Origin of the sequence: Chitinophaga sp. (assembly GCF_036569125.1) — a bacterium.
GTDB lineage: Bacteria > Bacteroidota > Bacteroidia > Chitinophagales > Chitinophagaceae > Chitinophaga.
This window is the reverse complement of record NZ_DATCRF010000711.1, coordinates 1-17,027: the sequence shown is the minus strand read 5'-3', so window position 1 is coordinate 17,027 and position 17,027 is coordinate 1. Positions and strand designations below refer to the sequence as shown.

Annotated in this window: 10 protein-coding genes; 8 read left to right on the top strand and 2 right to left on the bottom strand. The window is 48.9% G+C overall.

Annotated elements, in window-relative coordinates; all coding sequences use genetic code 11:
* The 8 genes from VIM87_RS26430 to VIM87_RS26395 all read left to right on the top strand — a co-directional run.
* On the top strand, nucleotides 1–934 hold a 934-nt coding region (locus VIM87_RS26430), incomplete at its 5' end, for an SDR family NAD(P)-dependent oxidoreductase (RefSeq protein WP_331999890.1).
* A gap of 109 nt (nucleotides 935–1,043) precedes the next feature.
* Entirely contained in the window at nucleotides 1,044–1,868 is an 825-nt protein-coding gene (locus tag VIM87_RS26425) for an AraC family transcriptional regulator (protein WP_331999889.1), read from the top strand.
* A 96-nt stretch (nucleotides 1,869–1,964) separates the two neighbouring features.
* Nucleotides 1,965–2,540: a hypothetical protein gene (locus VIM87_RS26420; RefSeq protein WP_331999888.1), complete on the top strand. Its 576-nt coding sequence runs from the start codon at nucleotides 1,965–1,967 to the stop codon at nucleotides 2,538–2,540.
* Between the two features lie 247 nt (nucleotides 2,541–2,787).
* Nucleotides 2,788–6,870 (top strand): hybrid sensor histidine kinase/response regulator transcription factor, encoded by a 4,083-nt coding sequence (locus VIM87_RS26415; protein ID WP_331999887.1) that lies wholly within the window; start codon nucleotides 2,788–2,790, stop codon nucleotides 6,868–6,870.
* Between the two features lie 383 nt (nucleotides 6,871–7,253).
* Entirely contained in the window at nucleotides 7,254–10,448 is a 3,195-nt protein-coding gene (locus VIM87_RS26410) for a TonB-dependent receptor (RefSeq protein ID WP_331999886.1), read from the top strand.
* A 60-nt stretch (nucleotides 10,449–10,508) separates the two neighbouring features.
* Nucleotides 10,509–12,122 (top strand): RagB/SusD family nutrient uptake outer membrane protein, encoded by a 1,614-nt coding sequence (locus VIM87_RS26405; RefSeq protein WP_331999885.1) that lies wholly within the window; start codon nucleotides 10,509–10,511, stop codon nucleotides 12,120–12,122.
* An 18-nt stretch (nucleotides 12,123–12,140) separates the two neighbouring features.
* Nucleotides 12,141–13,400 (top strand): glycan-binding surface protein, encoded by a 1,260-nt coding sequence (locus VIM87_RS26400; RefSeq protein ID WP_331999884.1) that lies wholly within the window; start codon nucleotides 12,141–12,143, stop codon nucleotides 13,398–13,400.
* 35 nt (nucleotides 13,401–13,435) lie between these two features.
* On the top strand, nucleotides 13,436–15,166 hold the full coding sequence (locus VIM87_RS26395; protein ID WP_331999883.1) for an alpha-L-arabinofuranosidase: 1,731 nt from the start codon (nucleotides 13,436–13,438) through the stop codon (nucleotides 15,164–15,166).
* Nucleotides 15,167–15,411: 245 nt separating this feature from the next.
* Here the strand turns inward: VIM87_RS26395 and VIM87_RS26390 are convergent, their stop codons facing one another.
* Nucleotides 15,412–16,392, bottom strand: a complete 981-nt coding sequence (locus VIM87_RS26390) for an aldo/keto reductase (RefSeq protein ID WP_331999882.1) — start codon at nucleotides 16,390–16,392, stop codon at nucleotides 15,412–15,414.
* A 178-nt stretch (nucleotides 16,393–16,570) separates the two neighbouring features.
* Nucleotides 16,571–17,027: helix-turn-helix domain-containing protein (locus VIM87_RS26385; protein ID WP_331999881.1), on the bottom strand; the 457-nt coding region annotated here is incomplete at its 5' end.

Here is a 17,027-nt window from a genome sequence, read left to right as displayed (position 1 = left end):
GGGTATAGACCTTCGCGGCAAAACAGCCATTGTAACCGGTGGTTATGCCGGCATAGGACTGGAAACGGTAAGCAAGCTGGCAGCAGCCGGCGCCAGGGTAATAGTGCCTGCGCGCGACCGTAACAAGGCCGCAAAGAACCTGGCAGGCATAGCGCAGGTGAGCATTGAAGTAATGGACCTCATGGACCCGGTATCGATCGATGCTTTTGCGGATCAGTTCCTGGCTACCGGCAGCCCGCTGCATTTACTCATTAATAATGCAGGTATAATGTGGGTGCCTTTACAGCGCGATGCACGGGGGTATGAATCACAATTAGCTACCAATCACCTGGGGCATTTCCAGCTCACCGCACGCCTTTGGCCTGCCCTGAAAAAGGCCGGGGGCGCAAGGGTGGTCAATGTATCGTCCTATGGGCACCAGATATCGCCATTTAATTTTGAGGATCCAAATTTTGAGCAACGGGAATATGAAACACTATCCGCTTACGGACAGTCTAAAACCGCCAACAACCTTTTTGCCGTGGAGCTGGACCGCCGCGGGCAGGCCTTTGGTGTGCGGGCCTATTCACTGCACCCCGGTTCAGTAAATGGCACCGACCTGGGAAGGGATGCGCCCATAGCGCTGTTCCAGCAAATGGGCATGTTTGATGCCGATGGAAATATTTTCCCGGAAGTAGCAAAAAAGCTAAAGACCATCCCGCAGGGAGCCGCCACCACGCTTTGGTGCGCTACCAGCCCGCTGTTAAACAACATTGGCGGTGTGTATTGTGAGAATGCAGATGTAGCGGAGCCGGACCTGGGCAATATTGAGCATCAATATAACGAGCCATCAACACTGCGTGGGGTAATGCCTTATTCTGTAAACGCAGCAAATGCAGCCAGGTTATGGACACTGAGCGAGGAGCTGGCCGGGCTAACGTTTACGGCAGAATGAAATCTGCCCTGTAAATGGTTAGCCCCGGCGCTAACCATTACGGGCGCCGTAGCATGAAATCAGGCATTCGCAAGCCCTTTGTTTTTTGTAGCTTAGCAGCAGATCTGTTATGATTGATAAAACGCGTTATTTAAGCACCGATATTAAGCTGTCCTGTATAGAAGAAAAAACTTTCAGGGCAGAAGTGCAGCTGGAACATCATTCCCTGGTATGGATCATTTCAGGTGAAACAAAGATCGTGCTGGCGGATAGTACGTATATATTCAAAGCCGGCGATATCTTTTTATTCCCGCGCAACCAGCTGGCCACCAACATCAATTATGCAAAGAACGGCTTGCCGCATAAGGCCATTGCCATGCATTTTACCATAAAGCGCCTGCAGGATTTTTATGCCAGGAACAAACCAGTACCGGGGCAGGTATACCCGCATAAGATCCGCATTTTTGATAAGCATCCGCTGCTGGAAAATTGCCTGGCATCCATGCTGCCTTATTTTGATCTGAAAGTGCCGGTGCCGGAAAACCTGATCACTATAAAAATTGAAGAAGCCGTTAACATCCTTCGTTTAATTGATAAGCATATTGATGGTTTGCTGGCGAATTTTGATAAGCCGGGCAAAATAGATCTGGCCGGCTTTATGGAGCAGAACTATATGTTCAATATGACCATGGATAAATTCGGCTACCTCACCGGGCGCAGCCTTACCACTTTTAAACGTGATTTTAAGAACCTGTTTCACACAACCCCGCAGAAATGGCTTACGCAAAAGCGGCTGGAGCTGGCCCATTACCAGCTCAGCGAACAAAAGAAAAAACCTTCCGAAGTATATGTGGAGGCGGGCTTTGAGAACCTCTCGCATTTTACCTTCATTTTTAAAAAGCATTTTGGTTATACGCCCACTGAATTAACCGCGCAAAAGAAAGGCGGTTTATAACAACATCATTATCAACCCCTTTTTACGTACATATCCGTGTTATTGGTTAAGCTGGTCTAAATTGTTATTTTGCGTACGAACATAAACCAGGAACCTATGAAAAAGATCATGCTGCTTATCGCTGTTAGCTGTTTTGCGCTGTTTGCACAGGCCCAAACAACCAACCAGCGGGATGCCAAGAAACGCAAGCAGGGCCCCTGGGTTGAGCAGGTGGAGCCTTTGCGCGGAGAGCCCGGCTACAGCTGGGAAGGCGTGTATAAGACAGACCGTAAGGAAGGCATCTGGAGAAAGTATAACGTTACCGGCGATCTTATTGCAGAAGAAACTTTCCATAACGGGGTGCTGGATGGCCCCTGCAAATACTTTTACGACAACGGCAAGCTCAGTGCCGCCGGTAATATGCTGGCCATGGATATTGAAGGGGAAATAGATACCGTGCTGGTAATAGACCCTGTTACCCAGGAAGAATCCCGGGTTGAGGTGGTGCGCAAAGGCAACTCCGTACGCCACGGTGAATGGCGCCTGTATGATGAGGACGGGGCCATGATAAAGGAAACTTACAGCCGCGGGGAAATTGTTACCGGGGCAGCTGATAACCAGCGGAAAGCCAATGCAGCGCCTTTGCCGCATGAGCTGCAGCAGGCAGCGGATAAGAAACGTAAAAAGAATTAGCAGCGTTTTAGCAGTTTGTTGTAATAAAGGGGGAAAAAACTTACCTTTCCTTACAGGGAGGAATGAATATTTTATTTATTATTTGGCAAACGTTCCATGCAGGTACATAACAGCATGGTTGCCAGGGTTCCACATAGTCATTTATCATACCGATCGCACGTAGAGAGTAACAGAACAGAACAGTAATAATGAACAACCATCTTCCTCCACGTACGACTTGTTATTGACCAAAATCTCGTTTGACTGCATGTTTCCACGATTGTGCTTTATAATCCTCTTCTTTGTCAGCTCACAGGTTTCCTATGCCCGCCAGTTCAATTACCGGTTTAATTCTATCGGTATAGGACAGGGGCTTTCCAGTAACCAGATAAACTGCATTTACAAAGACAAAATGGGATTCATGTGGTTTGGTACTATGAACGGGCTAAACCGGTATGATGGGTATTCCTGTAAAGTATTTCACCACAATGCAGCCGATTCACTCAGCATCACAGATGAATACATTATTGCCATATCACCTGCGCCGGGGGAGCAGCTTTTTGTACAAACCAGGAATGGCAATAACTTTTATGATCCGCGTACAGAAACTTTTACCAATGCATCATCCTGGCTGTATCAGCGGGGCATGCCCACCTTTGGAGTGCTTTTTATTGCAGAAGCAGGCGGCGATTACTGGTTTGCACACGCTGATTCGGGATTATACCGGGTAAACCGGCAGGGCAGCAGCCGTAAAATAAAGCTGCATCATCCCGGCAAAATTGCAGACATGAGAACCGATGCAGGGGGCCGGCTGGTGCTGCTGTATGATAATGGCAGCATTGAAAAAATAGATCCGGCAACCGCCCGTATCACCTACCGCTCCACAGCCGTGCGGGACCTGCTGGGCGGCAAAACAGCTGCTTTAAGCCTGTTTAACGATGCGCAGGATGGTATCTGGATATACTCAGCCGGCACCGGCGTAACCTATTTAAACCCCGCCACAGGCGCGCTGCGCCAGCTTTCTAAAAAGAATAACATCCTGAATAACGATCTCGTACGTACGATCTCACAATATAACGACAGTCTTATCTGGATAGGAACAGATCATGGCGGCATCAACATCATCAACAAAAAAGATTTCAGCAGCACTTTTATTACGCACCGGGATGATGATAAAAGCAGCCTGGGAGAAAATGCCGTGTACTGCCTGTATAAAGATGATGTGGGCATTATGTGGGCCGGCACCTTTAAAACCGGTATCAGCTATTATGCAGAAAGTCTGGCAAGGTTCCGGCACTTTCACCGGAAGCAGCCGGGCGTAAATGGCCCGGAGTACGATGATGTTAATTGTTTTACAGAAGATAAAAAAGGCAATCTCTGGATCGGTACCAACGGGGGAGGGTTAATGTATTACGACCGCCGGGAAAACCGCTTTACCAGCTACCGCCATCAGCAGGATAATGATAACAGCATTAGTACGGATGTAGTGGTGAGCCTGTACCTCGACCGGCAGGATAAACTCTGGATCGGTTATTTTTATGGCGGCATGGATTGTTATGAAAATGGAAAGTTCACCCATTACCGGCACAATGATGCAGACCCGCATAGCCTTGCTGATAACAGCGTTTGGGAGATCTACGAGGATAGCCAGCATAATTTATGGGTAGGCACGCTGGGCGGCGGGCTTGACCGCTTTGACCGTGAAAAAAAGATGTTCTATCATAATAAGGTAGACATGCCAAATTCCATCCACTCCAATTTTATCTCCGCATTAGCGGAAGACCGGGGCGGTAACCTGTGGATAGGCACGGCCTACGGCATTGACCTGTTTGATAAGGCAAAAGGCAGCTTTATACACTTTTTAAGCAGCACGCATAAGCTCAGCAACGATAATGTAAATGCCATGCTCCGCGACAGCAGGGGCCTGATGTGGATAGGCACCCGGGAAGGGCTTTGTGTATTTGATGAGCAATCCCAAACCTTTAAAGCTTTTAAGGTAGCAGATGGTTTACCGGATAATACCATTTTTTCCATTGTGGAAGATAAGGAGCATTGCTTATGGGTTTGCACCGCGAATGGCCTTAGCAAAATAAGCGTGCAAAACCATCCGCCTAATATCACGGTTTCCTGCCGGAATTTTGATGAGGCAGATGGCCTGCAGGGAAATGTATTTAATGATAATGCCGGGTTCCGCACCGCTTCCGGTGAATTAGTGTTTGGCGGCGCCAATGGTTTTAACCTGTTTAACCCGGCAACTATTGGCCGCAATAATACCCCGCCTGCCATTGTGTTCACCGGCCTGCAGGTATTTAATAAAGCCGTGGGCATTAATCAAAAGACCGGCAAGCGTATTATTCTCAAAGAAGCTATTGCCACCACTAAGCAAATAGTGCTCAAATACAATCAAAACGATTTTTCTGTAGATTTTGCAGCGCTCAGCTATATCAATACCGGTAAGAATAAATATGCTTACCGGCTGGAAGGGTTTAATAAAGACTGGCTTTTCAGCGATGCCACCACCCGGCGCGCAACCTATACCAACCTGGATCCCGGCACCTATGTGCTGCATGTAAAAGCTGCCAATGAGGATGGGGTATGGAATAATGAAGGCATCCGTTTACAGATCACCATCTTGCCGCCGTTCTGGAAAACGCCGCTGGCTTACCTCTGCTACATTGTTTTTGCCGTTGTGGTGCTTTTCATCGCCAGGCGGCTCACCATCCGCAGGGCGCATGCACGCTTTGCCCTGGCCCAGGAGCGCCTGGAAGCACAGCGCCTGCACGACCTGGACCTCATGAAAATAAAATTTTTTACCAATGTAAGCCATGAGTTCCGCACACCGCTTTCCCTGATCCTTACGCCGCTGGAAAAATTTATTAAGAATGCAGGCAGCGATGAGGAAAGAGCACAATTAGAGCTGATACACCGCAATGGCAGGCGGGTGCTTAACCTGGTGAACCAGCTGATGGATTTCAGGAAAATGGAGGTCAATGAGCTGAAGCTGAATCCTGTACCGGATGATATTATCCGGTTTATAGAAGAGGTATCCTATTCCTTTTCAGACCTGGCAGAAAAAAAGAACATCCGCTTTACCTATAAGAGCATCAGCCAGCGGCTGTATACCCCTTTTGATCACGACAAAATAGAACGCATCCTGTTTAACCTGTTGTCGAACGCCTTTAAGTTCACACCGGAAAACGGCCAGGTGTCAGTTGAGGTAGATGCCAGCATCAAAGGCGCAGAGGCCGTGCTGGAAATAAAAGTGCAGGATACCGGCATCGGCATCCCGGAAGATAAGCTGGACCGGATCTTTGAGCGGTTTTTCCAGAGTGAGATACCCGGTACGCTGGTGAACCAGGGCAGCGGTATTGGCCTGGCCATTACCCGCGAATTTATTAAAATGCATAACGGGCTTATAAAGGTGGAAAGTGAGGTGGACAAAGGCAGCTGCTTTACCATCCTCATTCCCTTCCGGATCATGGAAGATACGCAGTCGGCTATAGCCCCTGCCACAGCAGAAAGAACCCTGGAAAAAGACCGCAACATTTTCTCCGCTGCCGTGGCGGAGGATAAGGCCACCGGCACAAAGCCGGTGATACTGATCGTGGAGGACAATGAAGATTTCCGCTTTTACCTGAAAGATAACCTGAAAGAGTTTTTTGAGATAGCAGAAGCTGCAGATGGAAAGAATGGCTGGCAAAAAACGCTGGCTGTTCACCCCGACCTGGTGGTGAGCGATGTAAGCATGCCGGTAATGGATGGCATTGAGCTTTGCCATAAGATCAAGGCCGACCAGCGCACCAGGCATATCCCGGTTATTTTGCTCACCGCGCTGGTAAGTGAGGAGAACCAGCTAAAGGCGCTTGAAACAGGCGCTACCGACTACCTGGTAAAGCCTTTTAATTTCGAGATCATGCTGTCGCGCATCCGGAATATACTTACCCAGCAAAAAGCGCTGAAGAAAACCTTTGCCCGCCAGGTAGATATTAAAACCCATCCCTTAAAGATCGAGTCTGTAGATGATAAGTTCATTCACCAGGTGATCACCGTGGTGGAAAAGAACCTTTCCAATGCCGATTTTTCAGTGGAGGACCTGAGCCGCGAGATGTGCATGAGCCGTGTTTCCGTGTACAAAAAGCTGTTTGCGCTTACGGGTAAAACGCCGGGTGAGTTCATACGCTCTACCCGGTTACAGCGGGCCGCGGAGCTGCTGGAAAAAACAAAAATGACCGTAGCGGAGGTAGCCTATGAGGTAGGCTATAACAATCCTAAATATTTTACCCGCTATTTTAAGGAAATGTTCCACATGCTGCCCTCTGTTTTTGCAGCGGAAAAAAGGCTTAATAATTAATAATGAATAATTAAGAATTAATAATCGCAGGGCTTGTGTTGCAAGCGAAGAACTGTCCTTCATTATTATTAATTATTAATTCTTAATTATTAATTCCCGGGCGGTTAACCAAACATACCCCTCATTTGTACAAAACATACCGGTTGCTTAACATTATATCCATATAGAGATACGTTTTACTCCCCCCAAACATAATTAACAGCCATAATTTTAGGCAGACTATAAACCACTGGTTCCACGATGAAAATTGATTGCTATGCCTGAAATGTAGGGCCGTGCACTTCCTTTTTGCCGGCAACTATACCAAAATCCACAAGTCTTGTCATTCAACCAAAATTCCGGACAGAAAAATTTCCAAACCAAAACTGTTTAACTGTTTGTGTATGAGACATTCAAAAGCAAGGGTAAAACGCTGGTACTCCCTTCTACTATTGGGGTGCTGGGCTATTATGCTTCCTATGGCCGGGTATTGCCAGCAAAATGGCCCCGGCAAGATCACAGGTACTGTTATTTCAAAAAAATCAGGGCAGCCTATCCTGGGGGCAAACCTTACAGTACGGGGTACAAAAATTATGGCATCCACCAATGGGGAGGGAAAGTTTGCCATACTGGCCCAGCCGGGTCAGGAAATTGACGCTTCTTTCATTGGCTTTGCCAAAGCGCATGTTACGGTTGGCAGCTCGCCTACAGTAACCATTGTAATGGAAGAAGATTACAGCACGCTAAATGATATAGTGGTGGTTGGCTATGGGAAAATGAAGAAAACAGATCAAAGCAGCGCCCAGGTATCTATTTCCTCCACGGACATAAACAGAACGGTGAATACCACTATTGACCAGGCTTTACAGGGCCGGGCAGCAGGTGTGTATGTAACCCAGAACTCCGGCCAGCCGGGTGGGGGCATTTCCGTTAACATCCGTGGGGTAAGCTCCCTTTCCGGCACTACAGAACCCCTGTACGTGATCGATGGGGTGCAGATCCAGCCGGCGCTCGTAAGCTACGGCAATACCAGCTCCACTAACCCGCTGGCAGGTATTAACCCGGCGGATATTGAATCAATGGAAGTATTGCAGGGCCCTTCCGCCACAGCCGTTTACGGGTCCAGGGCCACCAACGGTGTGGTGCTGGTAACCACCAAAAGGGGTAAAGCAGGGCAGGTAAAGGTGAGCTATAACTATATGTACTCCTTACAGGGTAAGCCGGATGCGCTGCCAACGCTGAACCTGCAGCAGTTTGCCATCATGAATAATGAAATTGCCGCGCAGCTGAACCGCACGCCTAATGAGGATTTTAAAAACCCGTCTGTGCTGGGAGAAGGTACTAACTGGCAGGAAGCCATGTTTAAAACCTCCCCCCTGCAAAAGCACCAGGTTACCATGAGCGGCGGGCTTACAAATACCACGTATTATATGTCAGGCGAGTATTTCAACCAGGAAGGGGTAGCTATCGGCTCTAAATTTAACCGCTACTCTTTCAGGCTGAATTTAGATAACCAGGCTTTTAAATGGCTGAAGCTAAGCTCCAGCCTTAACTACTATCAAACTAAAGAAAAGCTGTCCTCCACCAGTGAAGATGTGATCCGGAACGCCATCACGCTGGCGCCCAACATAGCGGTGAAAAATCCGGATGGCACCTGGGGCGGCGCTACTGAAAATGAATACGGCGGCAACGCAAAATATGCGCCTGTAAATCCCATTGCCATTGCCAACCTTATTAATAACGATTTTAAAAAAGTAGGCGGCCTGGGTTCATTGAGTGCAGAAGTAACGCTGCTTAAAGGGCTTACATTCCGCGGCAGCTTCAATGGCAACTTTGAAACCGGGGAAGGCGCCAAATTTACGCCCACTTACCAGTTGGGATATATCCGCAATGAAAAAGCAAGCCTGTCTTTTAATACTTCAAAGAACTACTACTGGAACCTGAACCAGCTGTTACAGTATAATACGGATATAGGCCGCCACAGCATAGGCGCTATGGTAAGCCATGAAGCGCAATCCGGCAGCTATCAGGGTTATTCAGGCACCAGGACCGGGTTTGTGAGCAACGATATTCCTTCCTTTAACCTGGGCGATGCGGAGGGGCAAACAACCGGCAGCTTTAAAGGCTCCTGGGCCATGGAGTCTTACCTGAGCCGCATTAACTACAGCTATGACAATAAATATATACTGCAGCTGGCAGGCAGGGCAGATGCTTCCTCCAACTTCGGGGCGGCCAACCGCTGGGGATATTTTCCTTCTGTATCAGCTGCCTGGCGTGTTACGGAAGAATCCTTTATGAAAGGGATCGATTTTTTAAACGAATTAAAGCTGCGCGCAGAATGGGGTAAAACAGGTAACAACGGCAGCGGCGGGCAATACTCGCCGCTGGGTCCTGTAACCACACCGCTGGGCACCGGCTTCCGTACTACGCAATATGGTAATGCCAACATACAATGGGAGGCTACCGAAACCAAGAACATTGGTTTTAACCTGAGCATTTTACAGAACCGCATACAGCTGGAAGGCGATTATTACATCAGGCATACCAATAACCTCCTGATGTCGCTTGGCCTGCCCGCATATATGGGTACTTCCGGGGAAGGAGCCATAGGCGCGCCGAACGTGAACATCGGCAGCCTGCAGAATAAAGGCTTTGGTATTACCCTGAATACCGTGAACATCGATAACAAGGCCGGCTTTTCCTGGAGAACTAATTTCAATATCTCTTCTTTCAGAACAAAGATCACCAAGTTAAATTCCGATAACGCATTCCTCCGGAAATCAGCCTGGTATATGGATAATTTTGAAGAGCGCTCTGTGGTGGGCCAGGCGCCATGGCTCATGTATGGCTACGTTTCTGAAGGCCTCTTTAAGTCAGTGGACGAGATCAATAACAGCGCAATACCCACACAATCCGACGGCAGCAGGCTGCCCGTACAGCGGGATGGCGGCGTTTGGGTAGGCGACCGCAAATATAAAGACCTGAATGGCGATAACGTGATCGATTCCCGGGATCAGACCTTTATTGGCAACCCCTGGCCCAAGCTCACGTTTGGCTTTACAAATGCTTTTGCCTTTAAAGGATTTGATCTGAGCATCCTGATCACCGGTGCACAGGGAAATGATATTTATAATTACCTGCGTTACCAGAATGCAAATCCCAACAACATTAATCTTGGGCGTAACCTTTTCAGCGAATCCTTTGGTTATGCAAGGATATCGAACGGGGCCGATGATAAAGCAACCCTGCTGAATCCCGGTACCGATATACCACGCATTGTAGGCTCGGATGTGAATGGCAATGCCAACCGCTTCACGGATATCTATGTGGAAGATGGTTCCTACGTAAGGATCAAGAATGTGCAGCTGGGGTATAACATACCTGCCCGCTGGCTGAGGGCCCAGAACGTTGTAAAAGCAGTGCGGCTGGCTGCAGGGGTGCAGAACCTGGCCACCTTCACCAAATACAAAGGTTACGATCCTGAAGTAGGCGCTTACCTGGGAAAAGAAGTGCAGGTGAGCAGCCAGTTCATAGGGGTAGATGCCGGCAGGTATCCGCTTACCCGGTATTACACCTTTAACATTGGGGTGGATTTTTAATCAACTTAAATTATCAGGTCAATGAAAACGCTTACTCGTAGACTAATAATTATAAACCTTGTGCTGCTGGGTATTTTAACGGGATGCAGCAAAAGCTTCCTGGAACGTCCGCCGGAAGATGCGATCGTAGATGCCAACTTTTATAAAAGTGATGATCAGATCCTGGCAGGTACGGCGCCGCTGTATAACGTGGTATGGTTTGCCTACAATGATAAGGCGTCCCATGGTATTGGCGATGGCAGGGGCGGTAACCTGATGTCGGGCTCTTACCAGGTGGAAAACATCCGCCTGCAAACCACAGATGTTACCGGCGAGGTGTATAGCTCCTGGACTTCCTTTTTTAACGTAATAGCACAGTCAAACCTGGCTATTAACAATATAGAAAAATATGCAGGCCCTGCCGTTTCTGAAACGGTTAAAAAAGCAGGCATTGCAGAAGGCCGTTTTATGCGGGCGGTTGCCTACAGCTTCCTGGTGCAGAACTGGGGCCCTGTTCCGGTAATAACCAACAATAACGCGCTGCTGAATGATACCAGCATTTCACGCAACACCGTGGAAAGCGTATGGGAATTTATTATCCGCGACCTGCATTATGCCGCGGATAATTTGCCTAATGCGCCGCTGCAGAAAGGCCGTATCACCCGCTGGTCTGCCGAAGGCATGCTGGCAAAAATGTTCCTTACCAGGGCAGGAGTGGGCACCAGCGCAGGCGCACGCCGCAAAACAGATCTTGACAGCGCAGCGTATTTTGCTGAACGGGTAATCACGAACAGCGGCGCCAGCTTAATGAGTAACTATGAAGATCTGTACCTGATGAAGAACAATAACAACCCCGAAAGCCTGTTTTCCCTGCAATGGAAGTACGATGGCGACTGGGGCACCCAGAACAGTGTGCAGGCTTTCCTGGCATATGGTTCTGAGATCACGGGTTTTGCAGATGGCTGGGGCGGCGACCTGGGCGCATCGCTCGACATCATGAAAAAATATTCTGTGCTGGATAAGCGGCGCAAGGCAACCTTTATGTACCCCGGCGATCATTACAGCTACATTACCCAGCAGATAGACGATCCGAATAATCCCGGTAAAAAAATAACGCAGCAGCTGCAGGTACCCTGGAACTCCGTTGGCACTGAGCGCTATAATACCAGGGCATGGGTAAAGAAATATGTAGTAGGCCGCCCCGAGGATAATGATGGAAAGGTAACGCAGCAGCATACGGAAATGAATACCTACATGCTGCGCCTGGCCGATGTTTACCTTACCTACGCAGAGGGTGTGCTGGCTAACCAGGCCGCTACGGCCGATGCGCAGGCGCTGAAATATTTTAACGCCGTACGCACCCGGGCCGGCTTAGCCGCTAAAACAACCATTACGCTGGATGATATTTATAATGAGCGCCGCCTGGAATTTGCCATGGAAGGGCAGGCCTGGTACGACCTGGTGCGCCTGCACTATTTTGATCCGGCCAAAGCGCTTTCCATTATGAATAACCAGGATAAAGGCTCGTACCGTATTGTGCCCAATGCAGCGCAGAATGCCACTTCCTGGACCATCACCTCTGATGTACCGGCTTTTTACCCGGTAACGGAAAGCAATTTCTATCTGCCTTATCCTGCGGCCGAGCTGTCGGCAGCGCCAAACTTAAGGAAGCCACCGGTTCCTTACCAGTTTTAACCAGCTAAAAGCAATTATATGACACGTTATAATTCAAATATATTCCAGGGCCGGCTGCTAACGTTAATGCTTACACTGTTCGTTGGCTGCCTGCTGGCAGGGGCTTGTAAAAAAGATAATGTTTCAGGGCCGCCTATTATTGAAAAGGTAAGCCTGCTGGATTCATCCAAGGTAGACAGTGCTTTTACAAAAGCGTTGCCCTTCACCCAGCTGCTGATCACAGGTAAAAACCTGGATGGCATTACCAGTATTTTCTTTAACGAGGTGTCCGCATACTTTAACCCTACCTATAACACCTCCACGCACCTGATCGTAAACATCCCGGCAAATGCGCCTACAGAGGCAACAGATCCCAAGGTGCCCAATACCATCCGGATCGTTACCACGCATGGGCAAACTTCCTACGCATTTGTGATCGATATTCCTCCACCGTCCATCGAATCGGTTTCCAACGAAAATGCGCTGGCAGGGGATTCGGTAATTGTGTGGGGATCCAGCCTGTGGTTAATTGAAAAAATTACACTGCCAGGCAACCGGGAGATCCAGGATTTTAATGCGAATGCAGCGGGTACACGCGTGGCATTTGTAATGCCCAGCCTGGGTACGGATACGGGCCGCCTGGTGATCAAGGGCAAATATGGAACAGCGATGTCTGACGGTCCTTTAAATGATCACCAGAGCGGGGATGTGATCAGCAACCTTACCGCATCAGGTGAAGCAGGGGAGAACGGCGTTTTCAACTGGGCCTGGTGGGGCGCCAACAGAACCAATGATGCCGGTATGTTCCCGGGTACACGCGGCTATTACCTGCAGAATATTTTTGGCGGGGTAGGCGCTAATGATGGCGGCTGGTGGAATGGTAACCGTTCCGGTAATTTCAATGATGTGACCCTGTTCACCGCTGCAGTCATGAGTGAGTCTGCCGCTAACTACGCGCTGAAGTTTGAAATAAATACAAAAGAAGACTGGAAAGCCGGCATTTGCGTTATACGGCTGAAAGGGGATGGCGGCTTTGCTTACCGTTTTATGCCCTGGCAAAGTACCAGCGACAAGGTTTTTGGTACCGGTAACAAATGGCAGACCATCACGATACCCATCAGCAACTTTAAAAAAGCAGACAGTGGTGTGGAAGGTACCGGCGCCAGCGCAGCTGTTATGGGCGATGTGCTGGGCGCAGGCGGGTCCGTTTCATTTGGCTACCGCTTTATTACGGAAAGCGACCCGGTAGAGGTGTTTAACGCTGCCTTTGACAATTTCAGGATAGTAAAAATAAAGTAGCATAAAACGGGTATTTATTTAAACAGAAGGGTTATATGAGCATTTCTTCAAGGCTGATACTCTTATCAGTGCTGCTGCCGGCTGCTGCGTGCAGTAAGCGCACCACCGGCAGCAACAGCACTAAAACCGATACGGATACGGTCACCACAAAAGTGGTCACTCCGCCGGATCCTGAAACAGCAAAATCGATTGGTTTCTTTTTGAACGAATGGGCGCCCAAAAGCTTTACCGCAGGCGCTTATACGGAAACCGGCATTCCGGCATCCGCCGCTGTTAACGTAACGCTGGATGCCTCCACGGTGGTAACAAAAATATCGCCGGCGCTGTTTGGCAACAACAGCAATCCATACATGTCGCAGATGGTTAACCAGCCCACGCTGCTCAGCCATATTAGCAAACTGCATCCCGGCATTATACGTTTTCCGGGCGGCAACATCAGCAGTGTTTATTTCTGGAACCGGGCTCCCGGCAACCCGCCGGCCGATGCGCCTGCGAACCTGCTGAATGCAGATGGGGTAAGCAGTGATGCAGGATACTGGTATGGCGGCAACACGGTTGACTGGACACTGTCGCTGAGCAACTACTATAGCATGCTGGCACAAACCGGCAACCAGGGCATTATCACCGTTAACTACAGCTATGCACGTTATGGAACAGCAAATGACCCGGTAGCTGCAGCAGCACATTTAGCTGCAGAATGGGTGCGTTACGATAACGGGCGTACGAAATACTGGGAGGTGGGGAATGAAAGCAACGGCGCCTGGCAGGCAGGCTACCGGATAGACCAGTCGCAGAATAAAGACGGGCAGCCGCAGCTGATAACCGGGGAGCTGTATGGCAGGCATTTTAAAGTTTTTGCAGATTCCATGCACAAGGCGGCAGCAGCCACCGGGAAAACCATCTTTGTAGGTGCGCAGCTGCTGGAAAAACCGGCAGCAAGCTGGCAAACACAAACGGATCAAACCTGGAATACAGGGGTGCTGGCCCAGGCAGGTAATGCCGCAGATTTCTTTATTGTGCACAGCTATTATACGCCCTATCAAACCAATTCTTCACCGGCCGATATCCTGGAATCCGCTCATTCGGTAACGGCAGAAATGATCCAGCATGTAAGCGCTTCTGCTGCCAGTGCAGGCGTTCCCATGAAGCCGCTGGCCCTAACGGAATGGAATATTTTTGCTACCGGCTCACAGCAAATGGTATCGCAGGTAAGCGGCATTCATGCCGTTATGGTGCTGGGTGAATTACTCAGGAATAAGTTTGGTATGGCCAGCCGCTGGGACCTTGCCAATAGCTGGGATAACGGGAATGATCATGGCCTGTTCAGCCAGGGCGAAGGGGCTTCCGGTGAGGCCAGGTGGGCGCCGCGGCCTGCTTTTTATTACCTGTATTTTTTTCAGCATTACCTGGGCGACCGCTTTATTAATTCAACGGTTTCCGGCAGTACGGATGTTGAATCCTATGCATCCACCTTTAGTTCGGGAGAGGCGGCAGTTACCCTGGTTAACAAATCATCTTCAGCACAGGATGTTCAGCTGTCCTTCAAGAATTTTATTCCCGGCAGCCGTTACTATTGGTATGAGCTGGTTGGCGGAGCCGGTAACTTTTCAAGAAAGGTACTGGTGAATGGCCAGGGGCCGGCCGGTGAGATCGGCGGGCCTGAAAACTATGCAGCTTTAAAACCATATGCTGCTGCCGCCACAAATGGTATAAGGGTTAAGATCCCTGCCATGGGGGTAGTATGTATGGTGATTGATAAAAAATAATGCGGGGTAGTTTAAAATTGCCCAGGTTGATACCTGAGCATGATAGCTATCCTTATACTCCTTAACTTAATAAGGAAGGTATAAGTTATTAAAAAAATTGCTAACGCTAAAATATCAAGCTCTGCAATAACAATTATAACTGGCCAGATTGTTTTACCAGGCCTGTTTGGAACCAATGAATGACTAAAGAGGATGTATCGGAGGGTGTCTCGCACACCCTCCTTCGTTTTTTCATCATTGAGCTTTTATTGAAGTGACCTTAGCTTTGCAATATCTTCATCCGTACGGTTACCATGAATTTCAATTTTTCCAAGTGCCGCTTCAATCTCCGCAAACTCCCCATCAGTCAGCGTTACCGCTGCAGCCCCAAGATTTTCTTCAATGCGTGCTGGCTTTCTCGAACCGGGAATGGGCACTATAAAATCTTTTTTATGTAACATCCATGCCAGTGAGATCTGCGCTGTTGTAGCATTTTTTGCCGCTGCAAACTGGTTCAGTAAATTTAAAAGCGGCTGGTTGGCGATCATATTATCCTTATCGAACCGGGTGATCACTCTGCGTGCATCCAGCCCGGTATATTGGGTTTCCGGATCAACTTTGCCGGACAAAAATCCGTTTGCCAAGGGGGAAAAAGGTACGAAACCAATGCCCAGCGCTTCGCACAGGGGGATCACCTCTTTTTCAGAAGTGCGCTCCATAATGGAGTATTCGTTCTGTATAGCGGTTAATGGTGTAACTGCATGCGCACGCCTTATTTCTTCTGCCGTGGCCTGTGACTGGCCCCAGCCAAGGATCTTGCCCTCTTTGATCAATTCGCCCATGCAGTAGGCGATCTCCTCAACCGGGATATCTTTGTTCACCCTGTGCTGGTAATACAGCTCAACATGGTCCGTGCCCAATCTTTTCAAAGAAGCCTCTAAGCGGCTCCTGAGCTCCTGCATTAAACGCGTGCCGGAATTGCCTTCCCAGTCTTTCTGAAATAAGAACTTTGTTGCAATAACCACCTGGCCGCGGATCTCTTTTAATGCTTCACCCAGCAGCTGTTCATTGGCGCCCATTGCATATAGCTCGGCGGTATCAAAGAAGGTGCAGCCCAGCTCATAGGCCTGGTGAATAAGCCGGATAGCTTCTTCTTTTTCCGGGGCAGTACCATACCCCATACTCAGTCCCATACAGCCATAGCCAATTGCAGATACTTCTAACCCGTTCAGTTTTCTCTTTTTCATGATGCTTGTATTTATAATAGTTTAATGATTGCCGTTATTGCAGGGCATCGCTGCACGTACGCACTATCCACTTGCTTTGCTTCCCGCAATGACGAAACAGTGCCCCGCAATACGGGTACAAAGGTTCAATTAAAAGAGGCTCATTTTTAAAAGAGAATCAAACCAAAAAGTATGATTTTCAAACTTTTCTTTTCCTGAAGGATCTGGGGGTAGCGCCGGTTACCCGTTTAAAGTAGTTGTTAAAATAGGTGGGGTATTCAAAGCCCAGGCCATAGGCAATATCGGCAATGCTCCAGTTGCTGTGCTGCAAAAGGGCCTTTGCTTCTGTGGCAATACGTTCCGCTATGTGTACAGAGGTGGGTTTGCCGGTAACTTCCTTTACGGACCGGTTCAGGTAGTTTACGTGTACGGAGAGCGCGCCGGCAAAATCCTGCGCAGTTCTTAACCTGAGCGGATCTCCGGTGCTTTCTACCGGGAATTGCCTTTCCAGTAATTCCATAAACAGATGGGTGATCCTGGTAGCTGCATTTTTTTGCTTTAGCCCGTTCCGGGCCGGCTGGATCTTTAATGCTTCGTGAATGATCAGCTCTACGCAGCTCCTGAGCAGCTGGTTCTTATATTCATAATCACTACGC

Coding starts and splice junctions, on each gene's coding strand:
- VIM87_RS26400 (WP_331999884.1), top strand. CDS start 12,141: ATGACACGTTATAATTCAAATATATTCCAGGGCCGGCTGCTAACGTTA.
- VIM87_RS26410 (WP_331999886.1), top strand. CDS start 7,254: ATGAGACATTCAAAAGCAAGGGTAAAACGCTGGTACTCCCTTCTACTA.
- VIM87_RS26420 (WP_331999888.1), top strand. CDS start 1,965: ATGAAAAAGATCATGCTGCTTATCGCTGTTAGCTGTTTTGCGCTGTTT.
- VIM87_RS26415 (WP_331999887.1), top strand. CDS start 2,788: ATGTTTCCACGATTGTGCTTTATAATCCTCTTCTTTGTCAGCTCACAG.
- VIM87_RS26390 (WP_331999882.1), bottom strand. CDS start 16,392: ATGAAAAAGAGAAAACTGAACGGGTTAGAAGTATCTGCAATTGGCTAT.
- VIM87_RS26425 (WP_331999889.1), top strand. CDS start 1,044: ATGATTGATAAAACGCGTTATTTAAGCACCGATATTAAGCTGTCCTGT.
- VIM87_RS26395 (WP_331999883.1), top strand. CDS start 13,436: ATGAGCATTTCTTCAAGGCTGATACTCTTATCAGTGCTGCTGCCGGCT.